The sequence below is a fragment of the Halomonas sp. M1 genome, from assembly GCF_029581375.1.
Taxonomy (GTDB): domain Bacteria; phylum Pseudomonadota; class Gammaproteobacteria; order Pseudomonadales; family Halomonadaceae; genus Vreelandella.
The window spans coordinates 1773581-1798372 of sequence record NZ_CP121119.1; the positions used below are offsets into that span (position 1 = coordinate 1773581).

Here is a 24792-nt window from a genome sequence, read left to right on the forward strand (position 1 = left end):
CTAATTAACTGTCTTTAACAAAAAGATAGCCTTTGCTACGCACTGTTTTAATGCGGTGAGGCTGGTTGGGATCGTCGCCAATTTTGGGCCGAATACGCGAGACACGCACATCAATTGAACGATCTTGCCCATCGTATTTGATACCACGCAAATCGCTAAAGATCTCTTCTCGGGTCAGTACCCGGCCAGCATTGCGGGCTAATAACCACAAGAGATCAAATTCTGCGCTGGTTAGGTCAATACGCTCGCCAGATAACCACGCCTCTCGGGTCGCGTTATCTATCTCCAAATTCTCAAACTTAAGGCGCATTTCGCCATCGGCGGAGGGGCCATCAGCACGCCGCAGTAGGGCACGCATACGGGCCAGCAGTACCCGCGGCTGAACCGGCTTGGGCACATAGTCATCCGCCCCCATCTCTAGCCCCAGCACTTGGTCTAAATCATCGGTGCGGGCGGTCAACATCATGATAGGGCCGGCAAAATTAGGCCGCACACGCCGACAAATAGCTAACCCATCTTCCCCTGGCAGCATTAAGTCGAGAATGACGAGATCAGGCTGTAGGGTTAAAATGCGATCAACACCCTTCGCGCCGTCGGACTCCAGCGTGACTTGAAAGCCATTGGCTTCCAAGTAATCACGAGTGAGTTCCGCCAAGCGCTGGTCATCTTCAATAATCAGCACGTGATCCTGATCAGGATAGTCAGGCACCGCTGGTTCTTGTGACCCAAGTGCTTGAAATTGCTGCTCCAAGTGATCTGTCATCCTTTTTCTTCACTCCGCTTAGGTCGTATGTGTAAACACCCACTTTCTTTTGCTAAAAGTAGGTTGTGGTAGCGTTCAGGATACCTCAAAACCACGCCAACGCCTGCCTCTTCCTGCTTATCTTGTTGAACCGTTCAGGAGCACCTTGATTATTTCATCGACAAGCGCTAATGTGAGTTAAGACTAACTGTCGACAATCTGACGGGAGGAGAGAGCGATGGACAGTGGCAAAACTAAAAGTGTCATCAAGCGCATTTATGTACCCACCCAAGTGCGCGACTTGCCCAATGGAGAAAAATTAAAGATCCCTGGGCATTACAAAGCGCCTCCCAGCAGCAATAACTTACCTGACTAACTCACTAAGCAACCCTATCGTAACTCCATGTTTAGGTAACGAAAAAACACCACTAAAAAAGGCAGGCTCATTAGAGCCTGCCTTTTTTACGCTTGTTTGCCTAAACAGAGCAGCGTCCAACTCGCTACCCTTTGGGCCCAAGCAAGAACCAGGCAATCAAACCAACCAGTGGGAAAAACAGCAATACTAAGATCCATAACAGCTTCGCTATACCGCCAGCAGAGCTTTTAGCAACCTTAACCACGGCCCAAATCACAATAATGAGCCAAACAAGACCTAATAAACCACCTACTTCAATACCCATAGCAACTCCTTAGCGTGTTGGCATCCATGAGTTTCCAGCTAATCACAACATATCGCCGCTGACAAGTTTGATCCAACGTCACGGTAGGCTCAGCACCATTTCACCGTCACGCATTTCAATCGCCAGCAAGTTTAAAAAACTCATCCCAAGCAGCACCGTATCGCGCTCCATACCTGGGCTAATCGACCCCTGAACATTGTTTGCGCGTATACCGCCTAAAGTCACTTCATCTAACATAGTCAAGCTGCCTTCGACACGCCCATTCGCCGTATTAAACCAGGCACTGCGGCCTGGTTCTAAGCCTAGGCTAGCGGCTAAATCCCGAGGTACTGCAACGTAGGTAGCGCCGGTATCCAGCAAAAACGTCACCGGTTTGCCGTTAATCTCACCTGGCGCCTCAAAATGCCCCGCGCGCGTGCGCTTTAGGGTGACGGGGCCACCGTCAGGCGTGGCGTTCATAACATGGGCGTTGGGTGTCATGATGTTGTCAAAGCCACCGTCAACCAACCAAGTGCCTGCTCCGATAAGCAGCACCCAGAAAAGCAGCATCATGACGATACCACCGCGCTGCGCTGTGTATGAAGTCATGCGCCTCCTTAGGCTTTACGCTTTTCTATGCGCTTTTCCATGCGAGCGCGGCTTCGCGCCCTCGCCGTTCATTAACGCTTGCACAAATCAGCATGGCGATAATAAATAGTCCCACACACAATAGAATAGACGCTTGCAGGCCAATGAGCGTTTGCAACACACCGAGCATGACAATTCCCAGCACGCCCGCCAGCTTGTTCGCCAACCCCCAGAAACCAAAAAATTCGGCTGACTTCGCCAGCGGCGAAAACAACCCGACAAGCGCCCGGCTAGCGGACTGGCTAGACCCTAAACTTAGGCCCGCTAAACAGCCCACCACTAAAAACACGTGCTGCGCCTGCCACTGCCAGCCAAAGCGACTGTTTGCCCAAACAGTTAACTCTGGGGTGGCCCAAATAGCCACAATCGCCGTTACCCATAGCGCCAGCGTCATTTGATACGTGCGCTTGGCACCCAGCCTGTCCTGAAGAAACCCAAACCCGAGCGCCCCCGCAGCAGCGGTAATTTGTACAATAATAAACATGATATTGCGGACGCTCTCATCCCAACCAATGACCTGGGCGCCATAGATAAAGGCAAAGGCAATAATGATGTAGACCCCTGCCATCGAAAACAGCAGCGACACCAAGAAAATGCTTAAATCTTTGAAATAGCGGAGTTCATGAAGCGTCGAAAGTACGCGCTGTTGAGCAATGCGGCCATAGGCAACGCCGCGAGGCTGCGGCGTTCCCCGCTCTTTAAGCCATAAAAACGTAGGAATGGCAGCTAATAAGAAAAACCCGGCAGCAAAAGGCCCTACCCAGCGTATCCGTTCAAAATTCTCTAGCGTGGCTTCGCCAAGCACTGCTAGCGTAAACCCTGCAGCAAAGAGGCCACCTATGTAGCCTAATGCCCAACCAAAACCAGAAATCTTACCCAGCGCATTCGGCGGCCCAAGCTCTGGTAAAAAAGCTGCAATAAAGGACTCTCCCATGGAGTACGCGTAGTTAGAGAGCACAATTAGCAGTAACCCCACCACAACAAAGCCTGGCTCCACAAAATAGAGCATCGCAGTCGTCATCACCGTGGCAAGATAACTAATGAGCAAAAAGCGTTTTTTTTCAGCACGGTAATCCATCACCGCACCGCACAATGGGGCTGTTATTACTACCATCAAATAGCTGATTGCCAGCCCTAAACTCCATAGAAAATTGGCAAGCCGAAAACCGTCTCCCCGGTCGCCTACAATCACCGTGGTAAATAGCTCGCCAAAAACAACGGTAATAATAAGTAAGGTATAGGCCTGATTGGCAAAATCGAACATCGCCCAGCCAAAAATTTCGCGGCGCGATGCATAGGAAGCAACCGGTGCAGCAGTAGCAGGCAGCATTGATGACTCTCTCTAAAGGGGGGTGACAGGCAACGGACTGCCGCTCGAGCACAATCAACGACTAACGCCCGGCTAGGCCGGGCGTTAGTCGTTGCGACGTTCAGTATTCACAACAGACAGTTTTCACAAAAGCCAGTGCGCAACAACGGCAGCTAACCCGATCACTATGGCAGTCACAACAGCAACGGTGACAACCCGATCTAGCCAGCGGTCAAACGCCACGTTTTTAGACGACCGGCGCGTTGCGCCGTGACGTACTTGCCGGGCCATTAGCACGCTCGTTCCATGTGTGCGCTCTCCCACAAGTGAGGCTGGTTATTAAGGACTAGCTATTGATGCGCCGATTGATGACGTTTGGCGAGCGCCGTAAACGCTCCTCTTCACCCAACTGTTCGGCTTCAAACGCGTCTGCGCCAACCGGCGTTTCACCATGGCGGCGATAGAGCTGGGTCAGCATCGCTTTACGGTCGGCCCGCAGCTCACGTATTAGTACTACTATCATCATATACAGAATAAACGTAAACGGTAGTGCCGAAAGCACTGCAGCCGACTGCAGCCCTGATAAGCCGCCCGCCACAATAAGCGTGAAGCAAATAGCGGCAATTAATACCCCCCAGATCACTCGTTTATACAACGGCGGATTGATCGAGCCGTTATCCGTCATTTGCGCCACGATATAGGACGCTGAATCCGCCGAGGTGACCAAGAAAATAAAGATCAGCAGCATCGCCACGACCGATAGCACGTTTGAGAAAGGCATTAGCTCGAACATCTCAAACAGGGCAACAGTGATATTCGCTTGGGTGGCAGCGGCAAGCCCCAGGTTGTCGCCACTTAGCTCCATGTGCAGCGCGGCACCGCCAAATACGCCCATCCATAGGCAGGCCAACAGCGGTGGAACCAGTAATACGCCAAATACATACTCTTTAATGGTTCGGCCACGGGAAACACGGGCAATGAAAGTGCCAACAAACGGCGACCATGCAATGACCCAGGCCCAGTAGAAAATCGTCCAGCTACTGGCCCACTCATTATCGCTATAAGGTGAAATACGGAGACTCATACCGATGAAGTTTTGTAGGTAATCACCAATGCCAAGCGTAATGGTTTCAAGAATGGCAATGGTCGGCCCCGTTACCAGCACATAGAGCATTAAGCCAATACACAGGATCATATTTAAATTCGACAGCCGCTTAATCCCTTTATCAAGCCCCGACCACGTAGAAAGCATATAGGCACAGAACATCACAAAGAGAATAATAAACTGCCAAAAGCCATTCTCTGGTAGGCCGAAGACCGCGTTAAGGCCGCCGTTCATTTGCAGAACACCTAACCCAAGAGAGGTAGCCACCCCCATCACAGTGGCAACGACGGCAAACACATCCAACCAGGAAGCGTAAGGGCGAACCCGGGGATGCTTTGCAGTGACCGATGAAAGCACCGAGGAGACAAGCCCCGCCTGACCTTTACGAAACTGAAAATAGGCAATGATTAAACCGACCACGGCGAAGGCAGCCCATTGATGAATGCCCCAGTTAAAATAGCTGTACTGGATGGCATATCGCGCGGCGGCTTCGGTTTCAGCAGGCATATCCCCATAGGGCGGGTTTATATAGTGGCTCATGGGTTCTGCCATGCCGTAAAACACTAAGCCCACACCAAACCCCGCGGCCAGCAGCATGCTTATCCAGGAGAAAAACGTGTAGTTTGGGGTGCTATCTTGGGGCCCAAGGCGCACTTTGCCGTATTTGCTCAGCGCTAATCCGAATAAAAAGATGACAAAGCCAAATACCGAGAAGAGATAAAACCAACCGAACAGCTCAGTCACCGTGGCTAATGCCGATTCCGCCGCATTACCAAAGCCCACAGGAAAAGCGGCCCCCGCTACAACTAAGCCGAAAATGATAATCGCTGACGCGATAAACACCGACTTTCCTCCATGACTTGTCATAGAACCTCCTTGTTAGATAAGCATTATGCACATCTGTCTGGCATGTATAGGTAAATCCTAACATTTGAGCATCGCAATCGCATGTGTGCTGATGGATGGATCATCTAGCAGTGAACTTGATAGCGCCTCTATGTTCCAATGAGGCAAATGAACGATGGAGGCTTACATGCCACAGATGAATCGTGACCAACGTAACGCCGCTTGGCAGGCTGCCAATCAATGGCGTGCGAGGGCAACTCAAACGCAGCCTACAAGCTTACTGGGCAGTTTAAAGCTACTGCTTACTTGGCTTGCGTTTGGCGCCTTGATGATTGTTGGCGTGGTGCTCGGCTTGTTCTTCTTGCTGATTGGCTGGGCAATGATGCCTTTTGTTCGCCATAAGATGAAAAAGCGAATGGAGCAAATGCGTGCTGACCAAGCGCAGGATATCGGTAGTGGTTATGCTAGTTCGCGGCATCAGCCCAATCAATATGATGCGCTTGAAGGCAGTTATGAAGTTAAAGACGAAACTCATCGCCGCTAACGTTTCACTCTTTGCGAACACCACGCTTTTTATTAGCGCGTCTTCTGACCACGCGCGATCTATTTTGTCGCCATATTCATACTCAGCGTGTTAATACCTGGCTTTAAAGCGCCGCTATCAAAGCGGCGCATAAATCCAGGCAAACGCCGCAGCCAGCGTCAATGGCATCACGATCAAGCTACCCAAGTTACCAATCAGCACCAACGACGCCACTTTTTGTGGCTGCAGCTTGTACTGCTCGGCGACCAAGTAATTAAGCACCGCTGGGGGTAGCGCTGCAAACACCAGCAATACCGCAGTTTGTAGCGGGTTAAGGGGCAACAACCACATGAGCGGTAGCGCGATCACAACGCCGGAGAGCGGGCAAAGCACCGCGCCCAGAAGCCCCGTGCGCCAGTCACTAAAGTCAATCTCTAGTAAGCGTACGCCCAGCGCAAACAACATCAGTGGAATACACACCCCACCCAACATGTGCATCGCTTCCAGCAGCCAGCTGGGGAGCGGCACCCCACCAACGTTAACCGCCAAACCCGCTACGCTAGCCGCGACAATCGGCATGCGCAGCAGCCGCCACAGCGACGTGCGCGGGTCGAGCATATAAAGCCCTACCGAGAAGTGGAGCAGCATTTCGACGATAAACACCACAACCGCCGCAGGAAGCGCTTCTGGCCCAAAAGCGAGCACCAGCAGCGGCACCCCCATATTGCCCGAGTTGTTAAACATCATCGGCGGCAGGAATACTTTTAAGTCCAGCGACAACCATTTAGCAACGGGCCACAGCAGCAGCCCAGAGCCTAAAACAACGGCCACCGCGGCGGTGGCAAGCCATGCATAATCCGCCAACGGCGCCTGGCGGTCGGCGAGTACCGCAAAGACCAAAAGCGGTACAAAAAGCTCCATATTGAGGGTATTGAGACTTCTAATATCCGGCGTGCGGAAGCGCCCATAAGCCGCACCACAACCCGCGATAAGAAACACCGGCAGCAGCGTTGCAAGAATATGCCCAATCATAAACGCGTGACTTCTAGACAAACCGTTACATCACGCAGTGCCAGCATCGCTTACATCCTTATCGTTATACGCAGCCGTTAGTGGATAAAAATTGTTATCAAGCTATCTTCCTTGTGGATGCTACTGAAAAAGTGGCTCAACGCCAATCATGGCTCAAGAAAACGCTGCCAAAGTGTAATAACGTGGTTACGCTGCTCTTTGAAATCGCCCGCCTGCACGGTGTTTTTTTCACCGGTAAGCGCCGCCCGATGGGTACGGCTTCGATAGGCAAGATAAGCGTCGCGGAGCTGATCAGCTTCGGCTGGTGAAAGGTGCCCACACTCAGCCAACGTTTCTAAAATGCGGATATTATCGCTGTACGTAATTAGCGACGGTGTTTGATGCGCCAGCGCCAACACGGCGTACTGGCAGAGAAACTCAATATCCACCATGCCGCCAGCGTCGTGCTTCAAGTCAAACTGCGCTGTCTCATCATCACTCGCAGCATCTGCCGTCGCCTGCCCTCTTGCCCCTGGCCCTTTCGTGCCTAAATGGTCGCGCATTTTATGGCGCATACTGACCACATCAGCGCGTAGGCTTTCACAGTCTCGCTCGCGGCAAAGGATATCGCCACGCACTTTATCAAAGGCTTCTGCTAAGGCTGTGCTCCCGGCGACTACCCGGGCGCGTACCAAGGCCTGATGCTCCCAAGTCCAGGCATTTTGGCGCTGATACTCGGCGAAGGCGGCAAGCGACGTTACCAGCAACCCGGCGTTGCCTGAAGGACGTAGGCGCATGTCTACTTCGTAGAGGCTGCCAGCCGGAGTGACCGCCGTTAATAGGTGGATAATACGCTGCCCCAAGCGAGCAAAAAACACCGGCGTATCCACCGGCCTAGGGCCATCAGTACTGCCCTTACCATCGCTGTCATGGAGAAACACCAGGTCCAGATCAGAGCCGTAGCCAAGCTCAATCCCTCCTAGCTTGCCGTAGCCGATAATCAAAAACGCGGGCTCTTGAGCATTAAGCCCTTCAGGAACCCCGTGCTTACGGGTAACGTGTTTCCATGCCATGGCCAGTACCGCATCTAAAATCACTTCAGCGATATAGGTTAAGTAATCACTTACTTTCATGAGATGGCGGGTTCCCGCCACATCAGAAGCGGCAACGTGCAGCATTTGCGCGTGTTTGAATACCCGCAGCGCTTCTAGCTGAGCCTCATCATCGTCTTCCGGCAGCCGGTTTAGGGTTTGGCGCAGTTCATCGGCAAGGCGTTCTTTGTCTGCGGGGGTATAGAGCGTTTCTGGGGTGAGCAGCTCATCAAGCAGAATCGGGTAACGCGCCAGCTGTTCGGCAATCCAAGGGCTTGCCGAACACAGACGCATTAAATGCTCAAGCGCATGGGGGTTTTCGCGCAGCAGAGCTAGGTATGCCGTGCGGCGCAACACTGACTCAATCAACGGCTGCACTCTGGCAAGCGCGGTATCCGGCGTTTCACTCTCCGCCACGGCATCCAGCAGTAGCGGCATTAGGGCATCCAGACGCTCAAAACCAATGCGCTGCATGCTCTGCACTTGGCGGGAGTGGTAGAGACTATGCAGACGCTTGAGCGCTTTTTCAGGCTCTTTGAAGCCAGCCTCAGCCAAGGGGGCAAGCGCTTCCTCATGCTCCAGCTCACCACGCCAGATTAAGCGCCATTGATCTAGGCTAAGGCTTGATTCATCGCTGCCCTCTTCAACGTCCTCCTCGGGGTCAGCAATCACCGCATCAAAGTGCTGACGCACCCGCTGGCGCACTTCATCTAGCTGTGCCACTAGCCCTGGCCAATCTTCATGCCCCATGGCGAAGGCCACGCGCTCCCGGTCAACGTCATCGGTTGGCAGCATTTGGGTTTGGCGGTCTTCCAGTGCCTGGAGAACATGCTCCACATCCCGCAGGAAGGCGTAATCCGGCAGCAGTTCGTCGACCACGCCTTGAGGTAATAGCCCTAATGCCGGAAGGCGGTTCAGCGCTGTTTTTAGCGAACTCACCTGAAGCTCGGTATCCCGGCCGCCGCGAATGAGCTGGAACGCCTGAACAACGAACTCTACTTCACGTATGCCGCCCGGCCCCAGCTTGATATTGCTCTGCATACCTTTGCGCTTAACTTCGCGATTAATCATCGCTTTTAGCTCGCGCAGCGACTCAATCGCACCAAAATCCAGGTAGCGGCGGTAAACAAACGGCCGAAGGCTTGCTAAAAGCTCATCGCCCGCTTCTAAATCGCCGGCAACGGGGCGCGCTTTTAGCATGGCGTAGCGCTCCCACTCCCTGCCCTGGTCTTGATAGTAGCTGGAGAGCATAGAGAAACTACCCACTAAGGGACCGCCATCGCCTAAGGGGCGCAGACGCATGTCGACTCGAAAGACAAAACCGTCGGCAGTCATGGCGTCCAGCGCAGCGATTAAGCGCTGCCCAAGCTTGGTGAAGTACTCCTGATGCGCTAGGGGCTTACGCCCCCCTTCGGTTTCGCCTTTTTCGGGGAATGCGAAAATCAGGTCGATATCCGAGGATAAATTCAGCTCACCGGCCCCTAACTTACCCATCCCCAGCACCACCAGCCGCTGGGGGTCGCCGTCATTACGTGGAGCTGGCAGACCCCAACGTGGCGCGTAGAAGTGCTCTAGCCACGTCAACGCGGCTTCAATACAGACTTCCGCTAACCACGATACTGATTGGGCGGTATCCCACATGCTATAGCCAGCTGGCCGATTAAGGTCGCGCCAAACAATACCCAGCATTCGGGCACGACGAAAACGGCGAATAACGCCGTGCATCGCCTCTTCATCGTCAGCATTTTCAAGCGTTTCTTCCAACCAGCGCGCCTGGGCATCTTTACTCGGTGCAGCATCCAGCTCACCGGCAACGTCCAGCTCCACCAGCCAGTGAGGAAAGCGCGTTAAGGTGTCTAAGGCAAATGTCGATACGCTAAGTACCTTGGTAAGGGCTTCCCGACGTGGCTCAGAAAGCGCCTCCCAGCTGCTAGAGGGCAGCGGCTGCTTGGTCATTTCAGCCACATTATCTGCTTGGCTCAGGGCCTCACTCAGCCGTTGCCACGCTTTTTGTGCAATCGGCTTAAGCGGCGACGGCAGCACTTCTCTAGGTAAAAACGCATCGTTCAATTGCATAACCACCTCGCTAACAAGCGTTTTAAATTATTATTTAAACTATCAAAATCTTAGCCAAAGAATTTCTGCCAGCCAAGCACGCCCCATGTTAGCCCCGCCATTATCAGCGAAAGCATCACCGCTGCAGAGCCTATATCCTTCGCCCGCCCTGAAAGTTCATGGTGCTCGGTCCCTATACGGTCGACCACGTTTTCAACGGCGCTATTAAGCAGCTCCACTATCAGTACCAGAAACAGGCTGCCTACCAGCAGCAGCCAACTGATTGACGTGTCTGCGATCCACCACGCTAAAGGTAGTAATACGGCAGTAATCACTACCTCTTGACGAAAGGCAGTTTCGTTTCTAAATGCGGCTTTAAGGCCTTTCCACGAATAGCGTGTGGAATGCATTAAATGGGTTAACCCGGTATGCCTTGGCTTCATGCACGCTCCCCACCCTGCAAATAATTCATCATTAGTTAGCCAGTATCATTGCGTCCAAATCCAGCGACAGCGGGTCGAGCACCTCGGGCCAGCTTAGATAAGGGGTGCTACCACTGCCGTTCACTAACACGGTAAAAACGCCCCATCGCCCCTGGGCGGTACGGAAATACCCAGCCATGGCACGCACCGCAAAGGGTTGGTTCAGCGTACCGGTTTTAACCATAACGTTGTTCTGGAAGGTCGGTGAGCCTCGGCGTATAAAACGCATTACGCCGTTGGCAGGAGATTGAAAAGACGCCACAAAGCTTGGGAACAACGCGCTTTGGTGAAACATATCCTCCAACATCACGTTCACGCCTTGAGCGGAGGTGCGGTTGTCGGTGGTTAAACCGCTGCCGCTGGAAAACGTCAGTGGGCCGTGCCCTGGCAAGCTCTGGGCGTAGGCTTCGATGGCTTGCCCCGCTTGGCGCAGCTGCGCCTGGGGTGTTTCCACTAAGTTAAGCGCCAGCACGTCGGCCATATAGTTATTGGAGTAGTTCATGGTGCGCAGCAGCAGTTCCTGTAGCGGCATACTATCCACCGCCGCTAAACGCTGCGCGCCGGCGGGCCGCGTGCTGCTGACCCGCCATGGATCGCGTACCGTAACCCCCGCTTGATTTAGCATGCTCAGCAGTACTTGGGCGGTTTTTTCTGCAGCGTCCCCTGCACCACGGTAGATATCCCTGGCAGCAGCATTGGTCGAGATTTGCCCCGTCAGGCGCATCACATCGCCGCGCTCATCGGTAATACGTTCAGCGCTAATTTCCGTACCGCTATTGGCTGGCCGCGTCACCACTTGATTATCGATCGCAATCAACGGTTGCGGGCTGTCACATAGCCCCACACGGGCGGGCTCTCCTGCGCTGTTAGCCGGCGCTACATTGACACACCAGGTGCCAAAGTTAACCCCAGCAGAGGTAAGCGGAGCACTGTAAGCATTCGCTACCCGGGTACGCGCGTTACAGCGGTCGGTGGTAAGGCACTCCACTGGGCCAAAGCGCCACTGACTAATCACCAGCGCACCGTCAACTTCGCGCACCCCAGAAAGCTGAAGGCGCTGTACAAGGCGCCATAAATCTTCTGTGGTCAGGCCCGGGTCACCGCCGCCTTCAAATACAAGGTCGCCGCGCAGCACGCCGCTATCAACAGTGCCCGCGCTCACCAGTTGGCTGGTAAAGCGGTGTTGAGGGCCATAGCGATTAAGCGCCGCTGCCGCCAGATACGCTTTAGTAACCGACGCGGGAGAGAGCTGACCTTCGGGGTTAAGGCTTCCCAGCAAGGCATTACTGCCGGCATCCACATCCAGTAGGCGTGCTTCAGCACTGATCGAAAAGCCTTTATTTTGCAGCTGACCTAAGCGGCTAAAGTCGGCAAAAAGCGCGCTACTAACACCCAAGGTAGCGGTGGCGACGCTGGCTACAATCATCCCCCGCAGCCAGCCCGCAGGAGAAGTACCCGAGCGTTTAGCTCGGCTCTTAACACGGTATTTACCCATACAGTACGTCACGTTCAGCTACCTCAATGCACGTTCATTTTGGAGAAAACTTGCAGCGTGACCACACCGGCCACAATCAGACTAATGCCAATGACTGCAGGTAAATCAGGTTTTTCACCGAAGGCCACTATGCCGACCAGGGTAACCAGCACAATCCCCAGGCCCGCCCAAATGGCGTAGGCAATACCCACCGGCAGTGTTCGTAGTACTAAACTCAGTAGATAAAACGCTACGCCGTAGCCTACCACTACTAGCAGGCTAGGGAGGGGACGTGTGAACCCCATTGATGCTTTTAGCGCGCTGGTTGCCATCACCTCTGCCATGATCGCCAGCGTTAGAAACACAAAGGTCATGTCCGCTCCAGTTCAATGCATAAACGCCATAGCGCTTGGCCACTTTGATCGTACTTGGCTTCAAAAGGGGTCAAATAGTCACCGTTGGGGGAAAACACACTAACCGCTGCCTGTCGTCCCGTCACTTGAGCCACCGCCAGGGCGAACTCTTCTATATACAGCGGCCAGTTAGAACGCACTTCCAACGCGCCGCCTAGCGCCAACAAGGTAGGTAACACGGGGTGCCCGTGCCAGCGCATTTTTAAGTGTGCCGCTTTCGGATAAGGGTTGGGATAAAGCAGATAGTGGCGCTCAGGCGCCCAGCCTGCCCGCTCGGCCAAGCGCCAAAAGTCGACTAAATCCGCCCGCACCAGCCGCGCATTAGCGGGCAAATCACCGTGATCACGCCCTAGGCGATCCTCGCTACGGTCAACACCAATAACAGCATGCTGAGGAAAGCGTTCAGCCAAACGGCGGGTGGATAACCCAACTCCGCAGCCTGCGTCTAAAATCAGCGGCGCTTGACGCTGTTGATACCAGGTTTGAACCTCTTCAAACGCCTGCTGGGTATGGGCTGCAATGGGTTTGCGCAGCGGGTTCGCCAGCGCACGGGCCACTCGACGAGCCAAATCGTGATGCGGGCCTGGCTGATTAGAAACTACCGGTCGCGAATTATGCTGCATGCCACCCCCTGCTGGAAAAGGCGTGATTCTAGCAGTCTCCGGCGCGTCCGGCATGACGCCGTTGCACGCCCGGTGCTATGATCACTCTCGAGCTACTTATTAAGTGTGAATGAACAGCTTTTCGGTTGTGCATTTGCCAATAATTGTTACTAACAACCACCGCACCACGAGGAACCCGGCTTGTCACACTTACCGGTGATTGTCGGCATGGGCGGCATCAATCCCGCCGGCAGAACCTCGGGCCACCAGGCCTTCCGCCGCACCGTACTTGATGCTCTTCCTGCTGACCAGCAGCGCCAAACATTGGAAGGCTTGGCAGCGCTTATGCGCCTTGCTGAACATTCTGAGAACGGTTGGCAAGACAGTACAGGCCAGCCCCTAAACGACCCAGCGCTTACGCTGCGCGAGCAGGTGCTTAACCACACCCTGATCCGCCGCAATGAAGACCCGCGCTTTCTCGCACCCGGCTTACCTGCCAATCGCCCGGCAAGCATGGTGCTAGCAGAGCCGCTGCGCTTCACGCTGCGCCGACGTCAGCTTCCCGAACACCTACCTGCCCACTGGCAGGTAACGGATATTGATGCTCGGGAAGTCGAAGTGACCGTGCCCGCAGGAACGCTTGACGTACTGCTGCCCGATGCCCATGAGCCCAAAGTACGCGCCGCCGCGCAACTGCCCAGTGGCTTTGATCCCGCAAGCCTTTACCGCAGCGTACACCACCCCCGTGGGCTATCGATGGCTGTATTTGGCGCCAGCGACTGCCTAGGCGCCAGCGGGCTATCGTGGGAAGACCTACGCCAGCAGCTAAACCCCGACCATATTGCGGTATATGCCGGCAACTCCATTGGCCAGCTAGATGACCAAGGTTGGGGTGGACTGCTAAAAAGTTTGGTCAGTGGCCAGCGCGCCACTTCCAAGCAGATGCCACTGGGCTATGGTCAGATGCCCGCCGACTTCCTCAATGCCTATGTACTCGGCAGCGTAGGCAGTACTGGCGCAGCGTTGGGTGCCTGTGCCAGTTTTCTTTATAACCTGCGCTTGGGCATTGATGACATTCGCTCAGGCCGCCGACGGGTGGTGATGGTCGGCACAGCCGACGCGCCGATTACGCCTGAAATCATTGAAGGTTTCCGTGCAATGGGGGCGCTGGCGGATGACGCAAGCCTCAAAGCTCTGGACGCGTTGGAGCTACTCACCGACGCTGACTACCAGCGCGCCTGCCGTCCATTTGCCCGCAACTGCGGCTTTACCATGGCGGAAGCTAGCCAGTTCGTGCTGCTAATGGACGACGCGCTTGCCCTTGAGCTAGGCGCAGACATTTTAGGCGCCGTGCCAGATGTCTTCGTCAATGCCGACGGCTTTAAGCGCTCAATCTCTGCGCCCGGCATTGGCAACTACATCACCTTGGGCAAAGCCGTCGCATTAGTGAAAGACATGCTAGGGGATAAAGCACTCAAAGAGCGCACCTTTCTGCACGCACACGGCACTAGCACGCCGAAAAACCGCGTAACCGAATCCCACGTGCTTGATGAAATCGCTCGGGCTAATGGCATCAGCGATTGGCCAATTGTGGCGATTAAAGCGTTTATCGGCCACTCTCAAGGCTCTGCGGCGGGTGACCAGTTGGCAAGCGCGCTGGGCAGTTTTGCCCACGGCTTGCTACCGGGCATTCCAACGCTGGATGCGGTGGCCGACGATGTTTACGCCGACCGGCTGCGGCTCTCCACTACCCCTCAAGCGTTTAAGGCGGATGCCGCCTTTATTAATGCCAAAGGGTTTGGTGGCAACAATGCAACCGGCGTTGTGTTATCGCCTGAAGTCACCGAGCGGCTACTGACTAAGCGCCATGGCAGCGCTGCCATTGATGCCTGGAAGACCCGGCGCGAAACGGTAAGAGCCAACGCAGCCGCCTATTTGGCCCAGGCAGATAAGGGGCACTTCGCCCCCCGTTACCAGTTTGGCGAGGCCGTACTGGAAGGCCCTGAGCTTGAGATCCACGCCGACCGTATTCACATCCCCGGCTATGCTCAGGCGGTTTCGCTTACCGCTGACAACCCTTTCGGCCAGCTTAACGAGGAGGCACCGGAATGATCGCCCAACGCGTTAACATAGCGGTCTACCCAGGCACCTTTGACCCCATTACCAATGGCCATTTCGACCTGATTGAGCGCGGCGCGCGGATGTTCGATAAGGTCGTTATCGCTGTGGCCGAAAGCCCTGGCAAACGCCCTAGTCTCGACCTTGAGACCCGCATTGCGCTGGCCCGAACCGTTTGTACGTCGCTCCCCAACGTGGAAGTCATCGGCTTTTCATCGCTTCTGACCACTATGATGCACGAGCAGGGCGCCACGATTATTCTACGTGGCCTACGCGCGGTCTCGGATTTCGAGTACGAGCTGCAGCTAGCGAACATGAACCGCGCCCAAAACCCTGAGCTTGAGAGCGTATTCCTCACCCCGGCGGTAGAGAACTCGTATATCTCGTCGACCATCGTGCGAGAAATCGCCAAGCTGGGCGGCGATATTTCACCGCTGGTTCACCCGCAGGTCGCAGAGGCGCTGCGTAAGCATTACACTACATAGCTATCGACATTGTTGAGTAAAACACTCGGGTATTGGCCTACCCGAGTAGCCAGCCATTCGTGAGGTATGCCCATGGCCCTGATGATCACCGACGAATGCATTAACTGCGACGTCTGCGAGCCCGAATGCCCCAATGACGCGATTTCTCAAGGCGAGGAGATTTACGTCATCGACCCGAACCTGTGCACCGAGTGCGTGGGGCACTTTGATGAGCCGCAGTGCCAGCAAGTCTGCCCGGTAGACTGTATTCCCCTAGATCCAGAACGCGCTGAGACCCAAGAGCAGCTAATGGAGAAGTACCGCATTATCACCGCTGCCTAACGCCGCCTCGTGCGTATTTGGACCCTCGCCTGGCCAATCATCCTCTCCAATATCACCGTTCCCCTACTGGGGCTGGTGGATACCGCCGTGGTTGGGCATCTGCCCGACTCGCGCTATCTCGCCGGGGTCACCCTCGGCGCTACGCTATTTAGCTTCCTCTATTGGGGCTTTGGCTTTTTACGCATGGGCACAACGGGGCTGGTCGCCCAGGCCATAGGCCGCGAAAGCGACAGTGATGTGCGCAACCTACTAGGCCAATCGCTGATCATGGCGGGTGTTATTGGCACACTACTCATCGTACTGGGTTCGCCGCTTATTTCGTTAGGACTTTGGCTGCTAGACGGCAGCGAAGCAGCAACACCGCTGGCCCGGGAGTATGCTGAAATCCGCCTATGGTCAGCGCCAGCAGTGCTGGCTAACTACGCGATTCTGGGCTGGTTTTTAGGCCAGCAGAACTCTCGAGTCACGCTGATGATTTTGCTGCTCACCAACAGCGTTAATATCGTGCTCGACCTATGGTTTGTGATCGGGCTAGGCATGACCAGCAACGGTGTTGCGCTGGCCAGTGTGATTGCTGATTATAGCGCCCTCGCGTTTGGCGGCTTTTTAGTACTGCACCAGCTGGGGCATTTAGAGGGCACCTTTCAGCGCCAGCGGCTGCTGGTGCTATCGGCTTACTCGGCGCTGTTCAACGTCAACGCTAACCTCTTTGTGCGCACCCTAGGCCTTTTGTTTGCCATGGCCTTTTTTACCGCCCAGGGGGCGCGCCAAGGCGACACGGTGCTCGCCGCCAACGCCGTACTGCTGCAGTTTATTATGCTCACCAGCTATGCGCTGGATGGTTTTGCCCACGCAGCAGAGTCCTTGGTGGGCCGCGACTACGGGCGGCGCAACTGGCAGGCGCTTGCCAACACGGTGCGTGCTACCGCCCGATTCTCTTTCTGGACCGCCGCCGCAGCAACGCTGGCCTTCGCCGTAGGCGGTAACGCCCTCATTGCACTGCTCACAGGGCTCGACGAGGTTCGTAGCACTGCGGCTATTTACTTACCCTGGATGGTCGCCATGCCCCTACTGGCCGTATGGAGTTACTTGCTTGACGGGGTATTTATCGGCACCTCTGCCGTGCGTGAAATGCGCAACAGCATTTTCATTGGCCTGGCTATTTACCTGCCTACCTGGTGGTTGACCCAGGGGCTAGGCAACCACGGCCTTTGGCTCGCCTTCACCCTCTTTACCTTGGCGCGCTCTGCCGTGCTTATCGGCTATTATCGCCACTATCGTCAGACTCGCTGGCGCGCGGAATCCCCTTAATTAACCGACCGTTGAAGCCTGCAACGCTCGCTCGGCTCTGACTACGCTAACGTACCTTTAGGCGCCGGTGTATGCTGCCCAACGAGAGATGAAAAATACGGCACGCCCCCGTATATTAGCGTCGCACTTCCTAATAACGATTATAGCGAGCATCCCATGCTAAAGTTCATATCCAAGCCAGCGGTTAAACTGGTCGAGCGCTATTTGCCTGACCCCTATATTTTTGTACTAATATTAACGCTGATCGCAGCGGTTGCAGCCATTGCCGTAGAGCGCCAGACACCCTTGGCCGTTCTGCGCATGTGGGGCGACGGCTTCTGGGGCCTACTCACCTTCTCCATGCAGATGCTGCTGGTGTTAGTGACAGGCTTTATGCTGGCCAGCTCCCCCCCTATCAAACGCTTCCTGCAAAAAATTGCCAGCACCGCAAAAAGCCCGGGTGGCGCTATTATCTTAGTCACCCTGGTGTCGCTTGCTGCCAGCTGGATTAACTGGGGTTTTGGGCTGGTGGTCGGCGCCCTGTTTGCGAAAGAGTTGGCCCGCGTGATTCGCGTCGACTACCGCTTACTGGTCGCCAGTGCGTACTCAGGTTTTGTGGTATGGCACGGCGGTCTAGCCGGTTCAGTGCCGCTCACTATCGCGACCGAGGGCCACTTCTCCGCTGACCAGATCGGGGTGATAAGCACTAGCTCCACCATTTTTGCCTTTTTTAACTTAGCCATTGTGCTTTGCTTATTTATCGCGGTTCCGCTGGTCAACCGCATGATGCTGCCAGATGAAAAAGACAGCGTTTATATTGATGCCAAGCTGCTCGACGACGAACCAGAACCGCAAGGCCGTATTACCCGTCCGGCAGAAAAGCTCGAAAACAGCATCCCGCTGGCCCTGTTAGTAGGCGTACCAGGACTGCTGTTCCTGCTTGACCACTTCTTACTGCGTGACGGCGGCTTAAACCTAAACATCGTCAACTTCCTGTTTTTATTCTTAGCCATTGTGCTGCATCGTACGCCACGAAACCTGCTTAACAGCCTAAATGAAGCGATTAAAGGCGGGGCGGGTATCGTGATTCAGTTTCCGTTCTACGCTGGCATTATGGCGATTATGGTGCAGTCGGGTTTGGCACAAAGCATGTCAGAGTGGCTAGTCTCTTTTGCTACCGCCACTTCGCTGCCGTTCTGGTCGTTCCTTAGCGCCGGGATTGTTAACCTGTTTGTACCTTCCGGTGGTGGCCAGTGGGCGGTACAAGCACCGGTTATGCTACCGGCAGCGGAAGCGTTAGGGGCCGATATTTCCCGTGTTGCCATGGCCGTTGCCTGGGGTGATGCCTGGACCAACCTGCTGCAACCCTTCTGGGCACTACCGGTACTGGCGATTGCGGGCTTAAAAGCCAAAGACATTATGGGCTTCTGCCTGATTCAGCTGTTTATTACCGGCATTATTATTTCCGTTGGCTTAGTCTGGTTCTAAGCTCTTGCTGGCAGATCTTGCTGTCAGTTTTAGCGATAAGTTCTAGATGTTAAGCACGACGTGCTAACACCTGTGGTTAGTGGTTAGTGGTTAGCGCTTAGCTAAAACGGACCTGCCCACATCCATCGCCCGCCCAACTGGGCGGGCCTTTTCAGCCCGTAAGGTTTTTCTATGTCTGAAACGCCCAACCTTGAACACAGCGTCCTGCCCGGCCAGCATGAACTCTCCATGACCGTACTAATGACGCCGGATATGGCTAATTTCAGTGGCAAAGTGCATGGCGGTGCTATTCTTAAAAAGCTTGATGAAGTGGCCTACGCCTGCGCCAGCCGCTATTCAGGTCACTATGTGGTCACACTTTCCGTCGACCAAGTACTGTTTAAACAACCCATCCATGTGGGCGAACTGGTGACCTTTTTAGCCAGCGTCAACCACGTAGGCCGCTCCTCCATGGAGGTGGGGGTTAAAGTCGTGGCAGAGGACATTCGGCATAAGCTAATTCGCCACACCAACAGCTGCTATCTCACCATGGTGGCGGTCAATGCCGACGGAAAGCCCGCCAAAGTGCCGCCTTTAGCGCTGGAAACATCACTGCAAAAGCTGCGCTATGACAAAGCAGCCCTGCGCAAAAAGCTGCGCAAACAGGCAGAAAAGGAGGAGCTGTTAACGCAACAGCATCATCAGCTAAACCACTAGCCTACTGTTACCTCATTAATGCGATGACAAGGAGTCTTCATGCCCGCCAGGGAGCGCTACCCACACCTGCCTAAAGCCGTTGAGTATGCGCATATCGGCTGGGATTTTTTAATTCTTGCGGCGGTTATTATTAACCTGAGCCTGCTGCTGTTTGATTCACTGTTCCTAATTGACACGATCAACCAAGCGATCGCCTCCATTGCACCCGGTTTTCACGATTTCTACGACACAACAATTCACAGCCGCTTTACGGTTATTGATCTCTATTTTGTGGCTTTTTTTGTGGCCGACGTACTGCTGGGCTGGGCGGTAGCGATTGCCGAACGGCGCTACCACCGCTGGTTTTTCTACCCCTTTGTTCATTGGTACGACGTGCTTGGCTGTATTCCGCTAAGCGGTTTCCGCTGGCTGCGTGTCCTGAGGGTGGTGTCGCTACTGAATAGATTGCACCGACTCAGGTTAATCGACGTCACCCGCTGGAAGAGCTATCAGTTTGCCGCCAAATACTACGATATTCTGTTGGAAGAACTCTCCGATCGGATTGCCCTTCGCCTATTAGGCAATGTGCAACAGCAGATTGTTGCCAGCGACTCGCTCACCGAGCAAGTCATCGACCGGGTTATCATGCCCCGTAAAGACCAGCTCATTCACGAAATTGCTCAACGTCTAGAAGGCACGGTCGGCCAAGCCTATCAACAGAATCGCACCGCCATTATGAAGGCCATTGATGACTTGGTAAGCCGCACCCTGCGGGAAAGCCCTGAAATCCAAAAGCTGCACCGCCTACCCATGGGGCAAACGGCATCCAATGCCATGCAGGCATCGCTCAGCGGGGTGGCTCAGCGCCTTGTAGATGAGCTGGCACTGGGTATTCACTCGACTGAATTCCGCCAGCTCGTTGAAAAGACCGCGGAAAGCGGCTTCGAAAGCTGGCTAACCGTCGATGAAGGCAGCGCCCACGTCACCGAGCAGGTGCTCTACGACATTATCGAGATGCTCAAGGAGCAGGTGCGTCGCCAACGCTGGAAGGGGCGTTATGAGTAATCATACCGTCACGGGAGCAAGAGGCGGCTGAGCAAGGCACTGCTTGATGGTTACTAACGCGCTATGGAGCGCTTGCTGATCCTTAGCGGCACCAATGCAAATACGGATTGCCTGGGGAGCAGGCGCACTGCCTACGCAAAAAGGTTCAGCGCTGGAAACCTTAACGCCACCCTGTAGTAAGCGCTCACATAGCTCAATGGCACGCACGCCCTCTGGGAGCATAAGCCACACATTACTGCCCCGGGGGTGCCCCCTCAGTTGATAGTCAGTTAAAACCTCAGCTGTCAGTTTCTGCCGCTCTGATATCTCCTTGGTTTGCCAATTAAGCAGCATATTAGCGGCCGGTTGAGTGACCCAGTGGCAGACAATATCCACCATAAGTGGCGGCACCATCCAACTCTGCGCTCTTAGCCCTGCCGCCAAGCGTTCGAGAAGCTCAAGAGGTGCTCGAAGGACGCCTATACGCAGCCCTCCTGCCAATACCTTTGCCGTACTGAAAACAAACAGCGTGCGCTCGGGCGCTAGCTGATAAAGCGGTGTACCCCGCTGTTCCACAGGCAAATACTGCACACCATCCTCTAATAGCCAAATATCATAGCGCCTAGCCAGAGCGACCAGCTGGCTACGACGCGCCTCACTAAGACAAACACCAGTAGGATTATTCTGGTCGGGCGTTATATAGATTAGTCGGGGTGGCTGACGGGCACACTGTGCTTCCAGTGCATCCATATCCATACCTGCTTCATCGAAGGCGATACCCACGACTTTGAGATGCGCTTGCTGAGCAGCGCTGATTGCTCCGGGGTACGTTAACGCATCCGCAGCCATTAGCTCACCTGGGCGTAACAGTGTATTTAATACCAAACTAATACCGTGCTGCCCCCCCTGGGTAATCAACAATTCATGGCTCACTAGCGGCATCCCTAAGGCCACAAGCCATTTTGCGAGCAGATCACGGTGCCCCTCACTCCCTCTAGCATCCAAATAAGACACTCCCCGCGTTAGTGCAGCGGGAGACGCACTCATGGCGCTCAGTGCCTCACTCAATGCCTGTTGGCGAAGCGGGTGAGGCGGAGGCAAGCTTAAGCTTAAGTCGATTGCCTCGCTGCTATCACAAGGGCTACACACCATATCAAACGCAGCTCGCGTCCCGGCTTGCTTTACAAAGGTACCGCTGCCTACCCGAGCAACGACCCAACCATTGTGCTCAGCTTGCGCATAACCACGGGTAACCGTCCCTACCGTTACTCCTAAAGCATCCGCTAAGCGGCGCTGGGGCGGCAAACGCTCCCCAGGCACAAGCTTGCCAGCACTCACTGCTTCACCTATTGCATGCGCAATAGCCCGGTAACGCGGCCCCGGCAGGGGCTCAATGTTAGGCATCCAAATTGTCATGGTGACAATAAAACCTTTGACGTAATTTTAGCGATCATTATGCTAACAATAGCACTAAAACCACAAAAAACCACAGTATTGTATGGATACAAAATGAACAGTGAATGGTTAATTCTTGGCCCTGCTGCGCTTTTTATGATGTCGATGACGCTAACGCCTGGGCCTAACAATATTATGCTAACCGCTTCGGGGGCTAACTTTGGCTTTCGGCGCACTATGCCGCATATGTGGGGTATTTTAGGCGGCTGCTTTTTGTTATTTGCCAGTATCGCACTAGGGCTCGGGGTGTTATTTGAGCGTTTCCCGCTGGTGCAAACTACCTTGCGCTGGGTGGGTAGCGCCTACTTGCTCTACCTCGCGTGGAAAATAGCCACCGCGCCGCCACCTAATCTTGAAGGGAGTCAGCGGGGAGTGCCGTTAACGTTTTGGCAGGCGGCAATGTTTCAGTTTGCTAACCCAAAGGCCTGGGTAATGGGGCTGGCGTTAATGGCGGGGTTTCTACCTGAGAGCGGCCAGCCAGTACTCAACGCACTCGTGCTGGCCGGGTTTGCGGAACTAGTGGCGCTGCCCTGCATTGCTCTATGGGCAGCCTTTGGCACGGCGATTGGACAGTGGATCAAAAGCGACGGGGCATGGCGCGCATTCAATATTTCCATGGGCCTACTCACCGCCGCTTGTGTCGTGCTAATTCTGCGTTAACCGCAGCGCAACGCTTCGATGGTATCGTCACTATCTAAATGAATATTCAGGCGATCTTCCCGGTAGTCCATGGTGGCTACGCTGTCGGGGCGTAGCACCCGAACTTGGCGAGCACCGCTCTCGCTTTGTAGCTGAGGGACATTGGCGTCGTTAAATGGCTCGCCTATGACGTGCTGCACGACGTCACTATTGCAGCTAGCTCCATTGGTAGTTACTTCACTCTGGCCAACGGTGGGCGGAGGCGGAGCCGGCGCACTAACAGGCTCTGGCACGCTGGCACAGGCGGTCAGTAATGAAGCCGCTAACAGCACGGCAAAGCTGCTTCCAAACCGTCTCTTCGTTGAGCCGCAAAATACGTTAACCATACATTCTCTTCCTTGTTAAACCGTGGTGACCCACCGCAAAACGGGCCAGGCAATAATGCCCAGCCCGCTTTTATAGCCTTAACCTACCTAATACCGCTATCTAGAGCATTAACTCGCTGCATCCTGAACGGCTCTTCCGCCTTCCTGTACATCCTGTCCTGCGCCTGCCATCGTATTACAGCCCGCCAACGCACCTGCGGTGATGAGCAAAATAAAGCTGGTAGCGATGAGTTTTTTCATGGGTGTTCTCCTTAACAAGTCAGTCAGTTGACCTACCGTCAACTTAGCGAAGCTCCATAGGCAGCGTTACCGCGTAGGAGTATTTATAGCGTAACAGCGTTTTGCCTGTTGCGCCTAGTTTACAGCCCTGTCTTGTCGTGGCGCCATGCGCAGCTGCTATGATGCTAATCATCACTTGGCTGCCTGGAGCACTACGCCTTTGGATACCTTTGATCTCGATTCACGCTTAGCGGCAGATACCCTGCCCCTTGCCGACTTACCTCTGTGCCGCGCCGTATTAATGAACGACGCCCGCTACCCCTGGGTTATTCTGATACCGAGAGTCCCATCAGTCAGCGAGGTATTTGAACTATCTAACCAAGACCAAACGCAACTTTGGCGTGAGGCAACAGCGCTTGGGGAGGCAATGAAAGGCGCGTTTCACGGCGACAAGCTCAATATAGCCACGCTGGGCAATGTCGTCAGCCAGCTGCACCTTCATTTGGTAGTACGTTACCAAGATGATGCAAGCTGGCCTGCTCCTGTATGGGGCAACGGCACGCCTGAGCCTTATAGCTTAAACTTGCAGGGCCAGCGCCGTGAGCAGCTACTCGCTCAAATTGATGGGCTCAACACAACGCTAAACCAATAGGCATGTCGTGGTTTGTACTGCTCCACTACAACCCTCACCCTAGCGGCCTAATAGCGAAGGCCCCTGCCGCGGGGCAGGGTCGTTTAACAGCGGCCCACTGGCTGGCTGGGCGGCACCTGCGAGAGAAAGCGACACGCCTAGCGCAATGATAAGAGCACCGCCCGTGAGCGCTACCCAGCCAGCCACTTTCTCGGCCACCTGCTGGCTACGCTGTTTTTGCAGGCGCTTAGCAGCCCACCCCCTGGCCACAATGCTGGCAATCGCCAGAAAGGAAACCGTGATTCCTGTTCCCAGGGACATAGCAATGACCGAAGCGACGCCTACATAGAACTGCCCTAGCAGGCTTGCCGCCCCCAGCATCAGTACTGCCCCCGTGCAGGGACGCATACCAATGGCCCCTACAGTCATCAGCGCAGTGCGCCAATCAAGCGCCTGCTGTGGCTCTATATGGTGAGCACCGCCACAGCAGTGCGCATGGTCATGGCTGTGGCTGTGGCTGTGGCTGTGCTCAACAACATCATGGTAACTCGCTGCATAGGCACGGCGCAGTTGCTTAATGGCTCGCCAGCATAGCCAAGCGCCTAACATTGCTACCAATATAAAGCTTGCCTGCTCCACCCATACCACGCTGCCCATGGCTTGGCGGGTAACCCAGCCCAACCCATGTACCAGCACCGCCACCATGGCAATCGCCGTCACCCCCTGCAGTAGCGATGCAGCAAAGGAGAGCCCCAATGCCCGACGGGTGGCACCTCCGTGAGAGGCTAAATAAGTTGCCAATACTGCTTTACCATGCCCCGGCCCCGCCGCGTGAAAGACGCCGTAAGCGAAGCTAACTCCCAGCAACGACAGCCAGGTAGCCGTGGTAGGTGTGCGGGAAAGTTCGGTAATCGCCAACGTCAAGCTACGGTGTAAATCCCGCTGCCAAGACAGCAGTTGAAAACTGGCACTCTGAAAATTGCTCTGCACGACAAAAACAATCAGCGCTGCCCCTAAAAGGCCAAGCGCTCCCCACATAATGCGGTGCCGCGTTAATGGCATCACACCCTCCAGCAAATGT

At 54.7% G+C, this 24792-nt stretch carries 27 protein-coding genes; 11 read left to right on the top strand and 16 right to left on the bottom strand.

The window, feature by feature from the left end:
* Positions 1-4: 4 nt before the first annotated feature.
* Entirely contained in the window at positions 5-763 is a 759-nt protein-coding gene (locus tag P8S54_RS08000; protein WP_009099122.1) for a winged helix-turn-helix domain-containing protein, read from the bottom strand.
* 217 nt (positions 764-980) lie between these two features.
* Here P8S54_RS08000 and P8S54_RS08005 point away from each other — a divergent pair, with 217 nt between their 5' ends.
* A complete protein-coding gene (locus P8S54_RS08005; protein WP_168183923.1) occupies positions 981-1118 on the top strand; it encodes a hypothetical protein in 138 nt (45 codons plus the stop codon).
* A 124-nt stretch (positions 1119-1242) separates the two neighbouring features.
* Here P8S54_RS08005 and P8S54_RS08010 read toward each other — a convergent pair whose 3' ends face one another.
* The 5 genes from P8S54_RS08010 to P8S54_RS08030 all read right to left on the bottom strand — a co-directional run bounded on the left by P8S54_RS08010 (position 1243) and on the right by P8S54_RS08030 (position 5330).
* On the bottom strand, positions 1243-1422 hold the full coding sequence (locus P8S54_RS08010) for a PLDc N-terminal domain-containing protein (protein WP_009099124.1): 180 nt from the start codon (positions 1420-1422) through the stop codon (positions 1243-1245).
* Positions 1423-1500: 78 nt separating this feature from the next.
* Positions 1501-2010 (bottom strand): TIGR02281 family clan AA aspartic protease, encoded by a 510-nt coding sequence (locus P8S54_RS08015; protein ID WP_281443957.1) that lies wholly within the window; start codon positions 2008-2010, stop codon positions 1501-1503.
* Positions 2011-2035: 25 nt separating this feature from the next.
* Positions 2036-3379 (bottom strand): MFS transporter, encoded by a 1344-nt coding sequence (locus P8S54_RS08020; RefSeq protein WP_281443958.1) that lies wholly within the window; start codon positions 3377-3379, stop codon positions 2036-2038.
* 123 nt (positions 3380-3502) lie between these two features.
* Entirely contained in the window at positions 3503-3649 is a 147-nt protein-coding gene (locus P8S54_RS08025; protein ID WP_281443959.1) for a hypothetical protein, read from the bottom strand.
* 55 nt (positions 3650-3704) lie between these two features.
* On the bottom strand, positions 3705-5330 hold the full coding sequence (locus P8S54_RS08030; protein ID WP_281443960.1) for a BCCT family transporter: 1626 nt from the start codon (positions 5328-5330) through the stop codon (positions 3705-3707).
* 166 nt (positions 5331-5496) lie between these two features.
* On the opposite strand from P8S54_RS08030, the gene P8S54_RS08035 reads away from it, so the two are divergent.
* Positions 5497-5853: a hypothetical protein gene (locus P8S54_RS08035; RefSeq protein WP_281443961.1), complete on the top strand. Its 357-nt coding sequence runs from the start codon at positions 5497-5499 to the stop codon at positions 5851-5853.
* 117 nt (positions 5854-5970) lie between these two features.
* On the opposite strand, the gene P8S54_RS08040 is transcribed toward P8S54_RS08035, so the two are convergent.
* The 6 genes from P8S54_RS08040 to P8S54_RS08065 all read right to left on the bottom strand — a co-directional run bounded on the left by P8S54_RS08040 (position 5971) and on the right by P8S54_RS08065 (position 12981).
* The gene (locus tag P8S54_RS08040) at positions 5971-6864 is read right to left on the bottom strand and encodes an AEC family transporter (protein ID WP_281443962.1); all 894 of its coding nucleotides are present in this window, start codon (positions 6862-6864) and stop codon (positions 5971-5973) included.
* A gap of 146 nt (positions 6865-7010) precedes the next feature.
* Positions 7011-10010 (bottom strand): bifunctional [glutamate--ammonia ligase]-adenylyl-L-tyrosine phosphorylase/[glutamate--ammonia-ligase] adenylyltransferase, encoded by a 3000-nt coding sequence (glnE, locus tag P8S54_RS08045; RefSeq protein WP_281443963.1) that lies wholly within the window; start codon positions 10008-10010, stop codon positions 7011-7013.
* A 50-nt stretch (positions 10011-10060) separates the two neighbouring features.
* Positions 10061-10432 carry a diacylglycerol kinase gene (locus P8S54_RS08050; protein ID WP_009099138.1) on the bottom strand — a complete coding sequence of 124 codons (372 nt, stop codon included), beginning with the start codon at positions 10430-10432 and terminating at the stop codon, positions 10061-10063.
* Positions 10433-10463: 31 nt separating this feature from the next.
* On the bottom strand, positions 10464-11897 hold the full coding sequence (gene dacB / locus P8S54_RS08055) for a D-alanyl-D-alanine carboxypeptidase/D-alanyl-D-alanine-endopeptidase (RefSeq protein ID WP_281444079.1): 1434 nt from the start codon (positions 11895-11897) through the stop codon (positions 10464-10466).
* Positions 11898-11989: 92 nt separating this feature from the next.
* Positions 11990-12319, bottom strand: a complete 330-nt coding sequence (locus P8S54_RS08060; RefSeq protein ID WP_009099142.1) for a multidrug efflux SMR transporter — start codon at positions 12317-12319, stop codon at positions 11990-11992.
* On the bottom strand, positions 12316-12981 hold the full coding sequence (locus P8S54_RS08065) for a methyltransferase domain-containing protein (protein ID WP_281443964.1): 666 nt from the start codon (positions 12979-12981) through the stop codon (positions 12316-12318). Before P8S54_RS08065 ends, P8S54_RS08060 begins: the two co-directional genes overlap by 4 nt.
* A gap of 207 nt (positions 12982-13188) precedes the next feature.
* Between P8S54_RS08065 and P8S54_RS08070 the strand changes: the two genes are divergently transcribed.
* The 7 genes from P8S54_RS08070 to P8S54_RS08100 all read left to right on the top strand — a co-directional run bounded on the left by P8S54_RS08070 (position 13189) and on the right by P8S54_RS08100 (position 20402).
* Entirely contained in the window at positions 13189-15072 is a 1884-nt protein-coding gene (locus tag P8S54_RS08070; RefSeq protein WP_281444080.1) for a beta-ketoacyl synthase, read from the top strand.
* The gene (coaD, locus tag P8S54_RS08075) at positions 15069-15563 is read left to right on the top strand and encodes a pantetheine-phosphate adenylyltransferase (protein ID WP_281443965.1); all 495 of its coding nucleotides are present in this window, start codon (positions 15069-15071) and stop codon (positions 15561-15563) included. The genes P8S54_RS08070 and coaD overlap by 4 nt, the downstream gene beginning before the upstream one ends.
* Before the next feature lie 72 nt (positions 15564-15635).
* The gene (locus tag P8S54_RS08080; RefSeq protein ID WP_009099152.1) at positions 15636-15884 is read left to right on the top strand and encodes a YfhL family 4Fe-4S dicluster ferredoxin; all 249 of its coding nucleotides are present in this window, start codon (positions 15636-15638) and stop codon (positions 15882-15884) included.
* Between the two features lie 9 nt (positions 15885-15893).
* Entirely contained in the window at positions 15894-17195 is a 1302-nt protein-coding gene (locus P8S54_RS08085; protein WP_281443966.1) for an MATE family efflux transporter, read from the top strand.
* 156 nt (positions 17196-17351) lie between these two features.
* Entirely contained in the window at positions 17352-18662 is a 1311-nt protein-coding gene (locus P8S54_RS08090; protein WP_281443967.1) for a short-chain fatty acid transporter, read from the top strand.
* A 171-nt stretch (positions 18663-18833) separates the two neighbouring features.
* Positions 18834-19358, top strand: a complete 525-nt coding sequence (locus P8S54_RS08095) for an acyl-CoA thioesterase (protein ID WP_281443968.1) — start codon at positions 18834-18836, stop codon at positions 19356-19358.
* 39 nt (positions 19359-19397) lie between these two features.
* Positions 19398-20402, top strand: a complete 1005-nt coding sequence (locus P8S54_RS08100; protein WP_009099160.1) for a hypothetical protein — start codon at positions 19398-19400, stop codon at positions 20400-20402.
* Here P8S54_RS08100 and P8S54_RS08105 read toward each other — a convergent pair whose 3' ends face one another.
* Positions 20403-21797 carry a PLP-dependent aminotransferase family protein gene (locus tag P8S54_RS08105; RefSeq protein ID WP_281443969.1) on the bottom strand — a complete coding sequence of 465 codons (1395 nt, stop codon included), beginning with the start codon at positions 21795-21797 and terminating at the stop codon, positions 20403-20405.
* A 93-nt stretch (positions 21798-21890) separates the two neighbouring features.
* Here P8S54_RS08105 and P8S54_RS08110 point away from each other — a divergent pair, with 93 nt between their 5' ends.
* Entirely contained in the window at positions 21891-22496 is a 606-nt protein-coding gene (locus P8S54_RS08110) for a LysE family translocator (RefSeq protein WP_281443970.1), read from the top strand.
* Here the strand turns inward: P8S54_RS08110 and P8S54_RS08115 are convergent.
* Entirely contained in the window at positions 22493-22861 is a 369-nt protein-coding gene (locus tag P8S54_RS08115; RefSeq protein ID WP_281443971.1) for an I78 family peptidase inhibitor, read from the bottom strand. The two genes, P8S54_RS08110 and P8S54_RS08115, sit on opposite strands and share 4 nt — an antisense overlap.
* Before the next feature lie 108 nt (positions 22862-22969).
* Positions 22970-23101: an entericidin A/B family lipoprotein gene (locus P8S54_RS08120; protein WP_281443972.1), complete on the bottom strand. Its 132-nt coding sequence runs from the start codon at positions 23099-23101 to the stop codon at positions 22970-22972.
* Positions 23102-23300: 199 nt separating this feature from the next.
* On the opposite strand from P8S54_RS08120, the gene P8S54_RS08125 reads away from it, so the two are divergent.
* Positions 23301-23732, top strand: a complete 432-nt coding sequence (locus P8S54_RS08125) for an HIT domain-containing protein (RefSeq protein ID WP_281444081.1) — start codon at positions 23301-23303, stop codon at positions 23730-23732.
* A 39-nt stretch (positions 23733-23771) separates the two neighbouring features.
* Here P8S54_RS08125 and P8S54_RS08130 read toward each other — a convergent pair whose 3' ends face one another.
* Entirely contained in the window at positions 23772-24773 is a 1002-nt protein-coding gene (locus P8S54_RS08130) for a nickel/cobalt transporter (RefSeq protein ID WP_281443973.1), read from the bottom strand.
* Positions 24774-24792 lie beyond the last annotated feature (19 nt).

What these genes read in the sequence shown, in the direction of transcription:
- P8S54_RS08080 (WP_009099152.1), top strand. Translation starts at nt 15,636, where the DNA reads ATGGCCCTGATGATCACCGACGAATGCATTAACTGCGACGTCTGCGAG.
- P8S54_RS08110 (WP_281443970.1), top strand. Translation starts at nt 21,891, where the DNA reads ATGAACAGTGAATGGTTAATTCTTGGCCCTGCTGCGCTTTTTATGATG.
- P8S54_RS08070 (WP_281444080.1), top strand. Translation starts at nt 13,189, where the DNA reads ATGGGCGGCATCAATCCCGCCGGCAGAACCTCGGGCCACCAGGCCTTC.
- P8S54_RS08090 (WP_281443967.1), top strand. Translation starts at nt 17,352, where the DNA reads ATGCTAAAGTTCATATCCAAGCCAGCGGTTAAACTGGTCGAGCGCTAT.
- P8S54_RS08000 (WP_009099122.1), bottom strand. Translation starts at nt 763, where the DNA reads ATGACAGATCACTTGGAGCAGCAATTTCAAGCACTTGGGTCACAAGAA.
- P8S54_RS08035 (WP_281443961.1), top strand. Translation starts at nt 5,497, where the DNA reads ATGCCACAGATGAATCGTGACCAACGTAACGCCGCTTGGCAGGCTGCC.
- P8S54_RS08020 (WP_281443958.1), bottom strand. Translation starts at nt 3,379, where the DNA reads ATGCTGCCTGCTACTGCTGCACCGGTTGCTTCCTATGCATCGCGCCGC.
- dacB (WP_281444079.1), bottom strand. Translation starts at nt 11,897, where the DNA reads ATGATTGTAGCCAGCGTCGCCACCGCTACCTTGGGTGTTAGTAGCGCG.
- glnE (WP_281443963.1), bottom strand. Translation starts at nt 10,010, where the DNA reads ATGCAATTGAACGATGCGTTTTTACCTAGAGAAGTGCTGCCGTCGCCG.
- P8S54_RS08005 (WP_168183923.1), top strand. Translation starts at nt 981, where the DNA reads ATGGACAGTGGCAAAACTAAAAGTGTCATCAAGCGCATTTATGTACCC.
- P8S54_RS08040 (WP_281443962.1), bottom strand. Translation starts at nt 6,864, where the DNA reads ATGATTGGGCATATTCTTGCAACGCTGCTGCCGGTGTTTCTTATCGCG.
- P8S54_RS08065 (WP_281443964.1), bottom strand. Translation starts at nt 12,981, where the DNA reads ATGCAGCATAATTCGCGACCGGTAGTTTCTAATCAGCCAGGCCCGCAT.
- P8S54_RS08130 (WP_281443973.1), bottom strand. Translation starts at nt 24,773, where the DNA reads ATGCCATTAACGCGGCACCGCATTATGTGGGGAGCGCTTGGCCTTTTA.
- P8S54_RS08030 (WP_281443960.1), bottom strand. Translation starts at nt 5,330, where the DNA reads ATGACAAGTCATGGAGGAAAGTCGGTGTTTATCGCGTCAGCGATTATC.
- P8S54_RS08105 (WP_281443969.1), bottom strand. Translation starts at nt 21,797, where the DNA reads ATGACAATTTGGATGCCTAACATTGAGCCCCTGCCGGGGCCGCGTTAC.
- P8S54_RS08010 (WP_009099124.1), bottom strand. Translation starts at nt 1,422, where the DNA reads ATGGGTATTGAAGTAGGTGGTTTATTAGGTCTTGTTTGGCTCATTATT.
- P8S54_RS08050 (WP_009099138.1), bottom strand. Translation starts at nt 10,432, where the DNA reads ATGAAGCCAAGGCATACCGGGTTAACCCATTTAATGCATTCCACACGC.
- P8S54_RS08120 (WP_281443972.1), bottom strand. Translation starts at nt 23,101, where the DNA reads ATGAAAAAACTCATCGCTACCAGCTTTATTTTGCTCATCACCGCAGGT.
- P8S54_RS08025 (WP_281443959.1), bottom strand. Translation starts at nt 3,649, where the DNA reads ATGGCCCGGCAAGTACGTCACGGCGCAACGCGCCGGTCGTCTAAAAAC.
- P8S54_RS08060 (WP_009099142.1), bottom strand. Translation starts at nt 12,319, where the DNA reads ATGACCTTTGTGTTTCTAACGCTGGCGATCATGGCAGAGGTGATGGCA.
- coaD (WP_281443965.1), top strand. Translation starts at nt 15,069, where the DNA reads ATGATCGCCCAACGCGTTAACATAGCGGTCTACCCAGGCACCTTTGAC.
- P8S54_RS08115 (WP_281443971.1), bottom strand. Translation starts at nt 22,861, where the DNA reads ATGGTTAACGTATTTTGCGGCTCAACGAAGAGACGGTTTGGAAGCAGC.
- P8S54_RS08095 (WP_281443968.1), top strand. Translation starts at nt 18,834, where the DNA reads ATGTCTGAAACGCCCAACCTTGAACACAGCGTCCTGCCCGGCCAGCAT.
- P8S54_RS08015 (WP_281443957.1), bottom strand. Translation starts at nt 2,010, where the DNA reads ATGACTTCATACACAGCGCAGCGCGGTGGTATCGTCATGATGCTGCTT.
- P8S54_RS08100 (WP_009099160.1), top strand. Translation starts at nt 19,398, where the DNA reads ATGCCCGCCAGGGAGCGCTACCCACACCTGCCTAAAGCCGTTGAGTAT.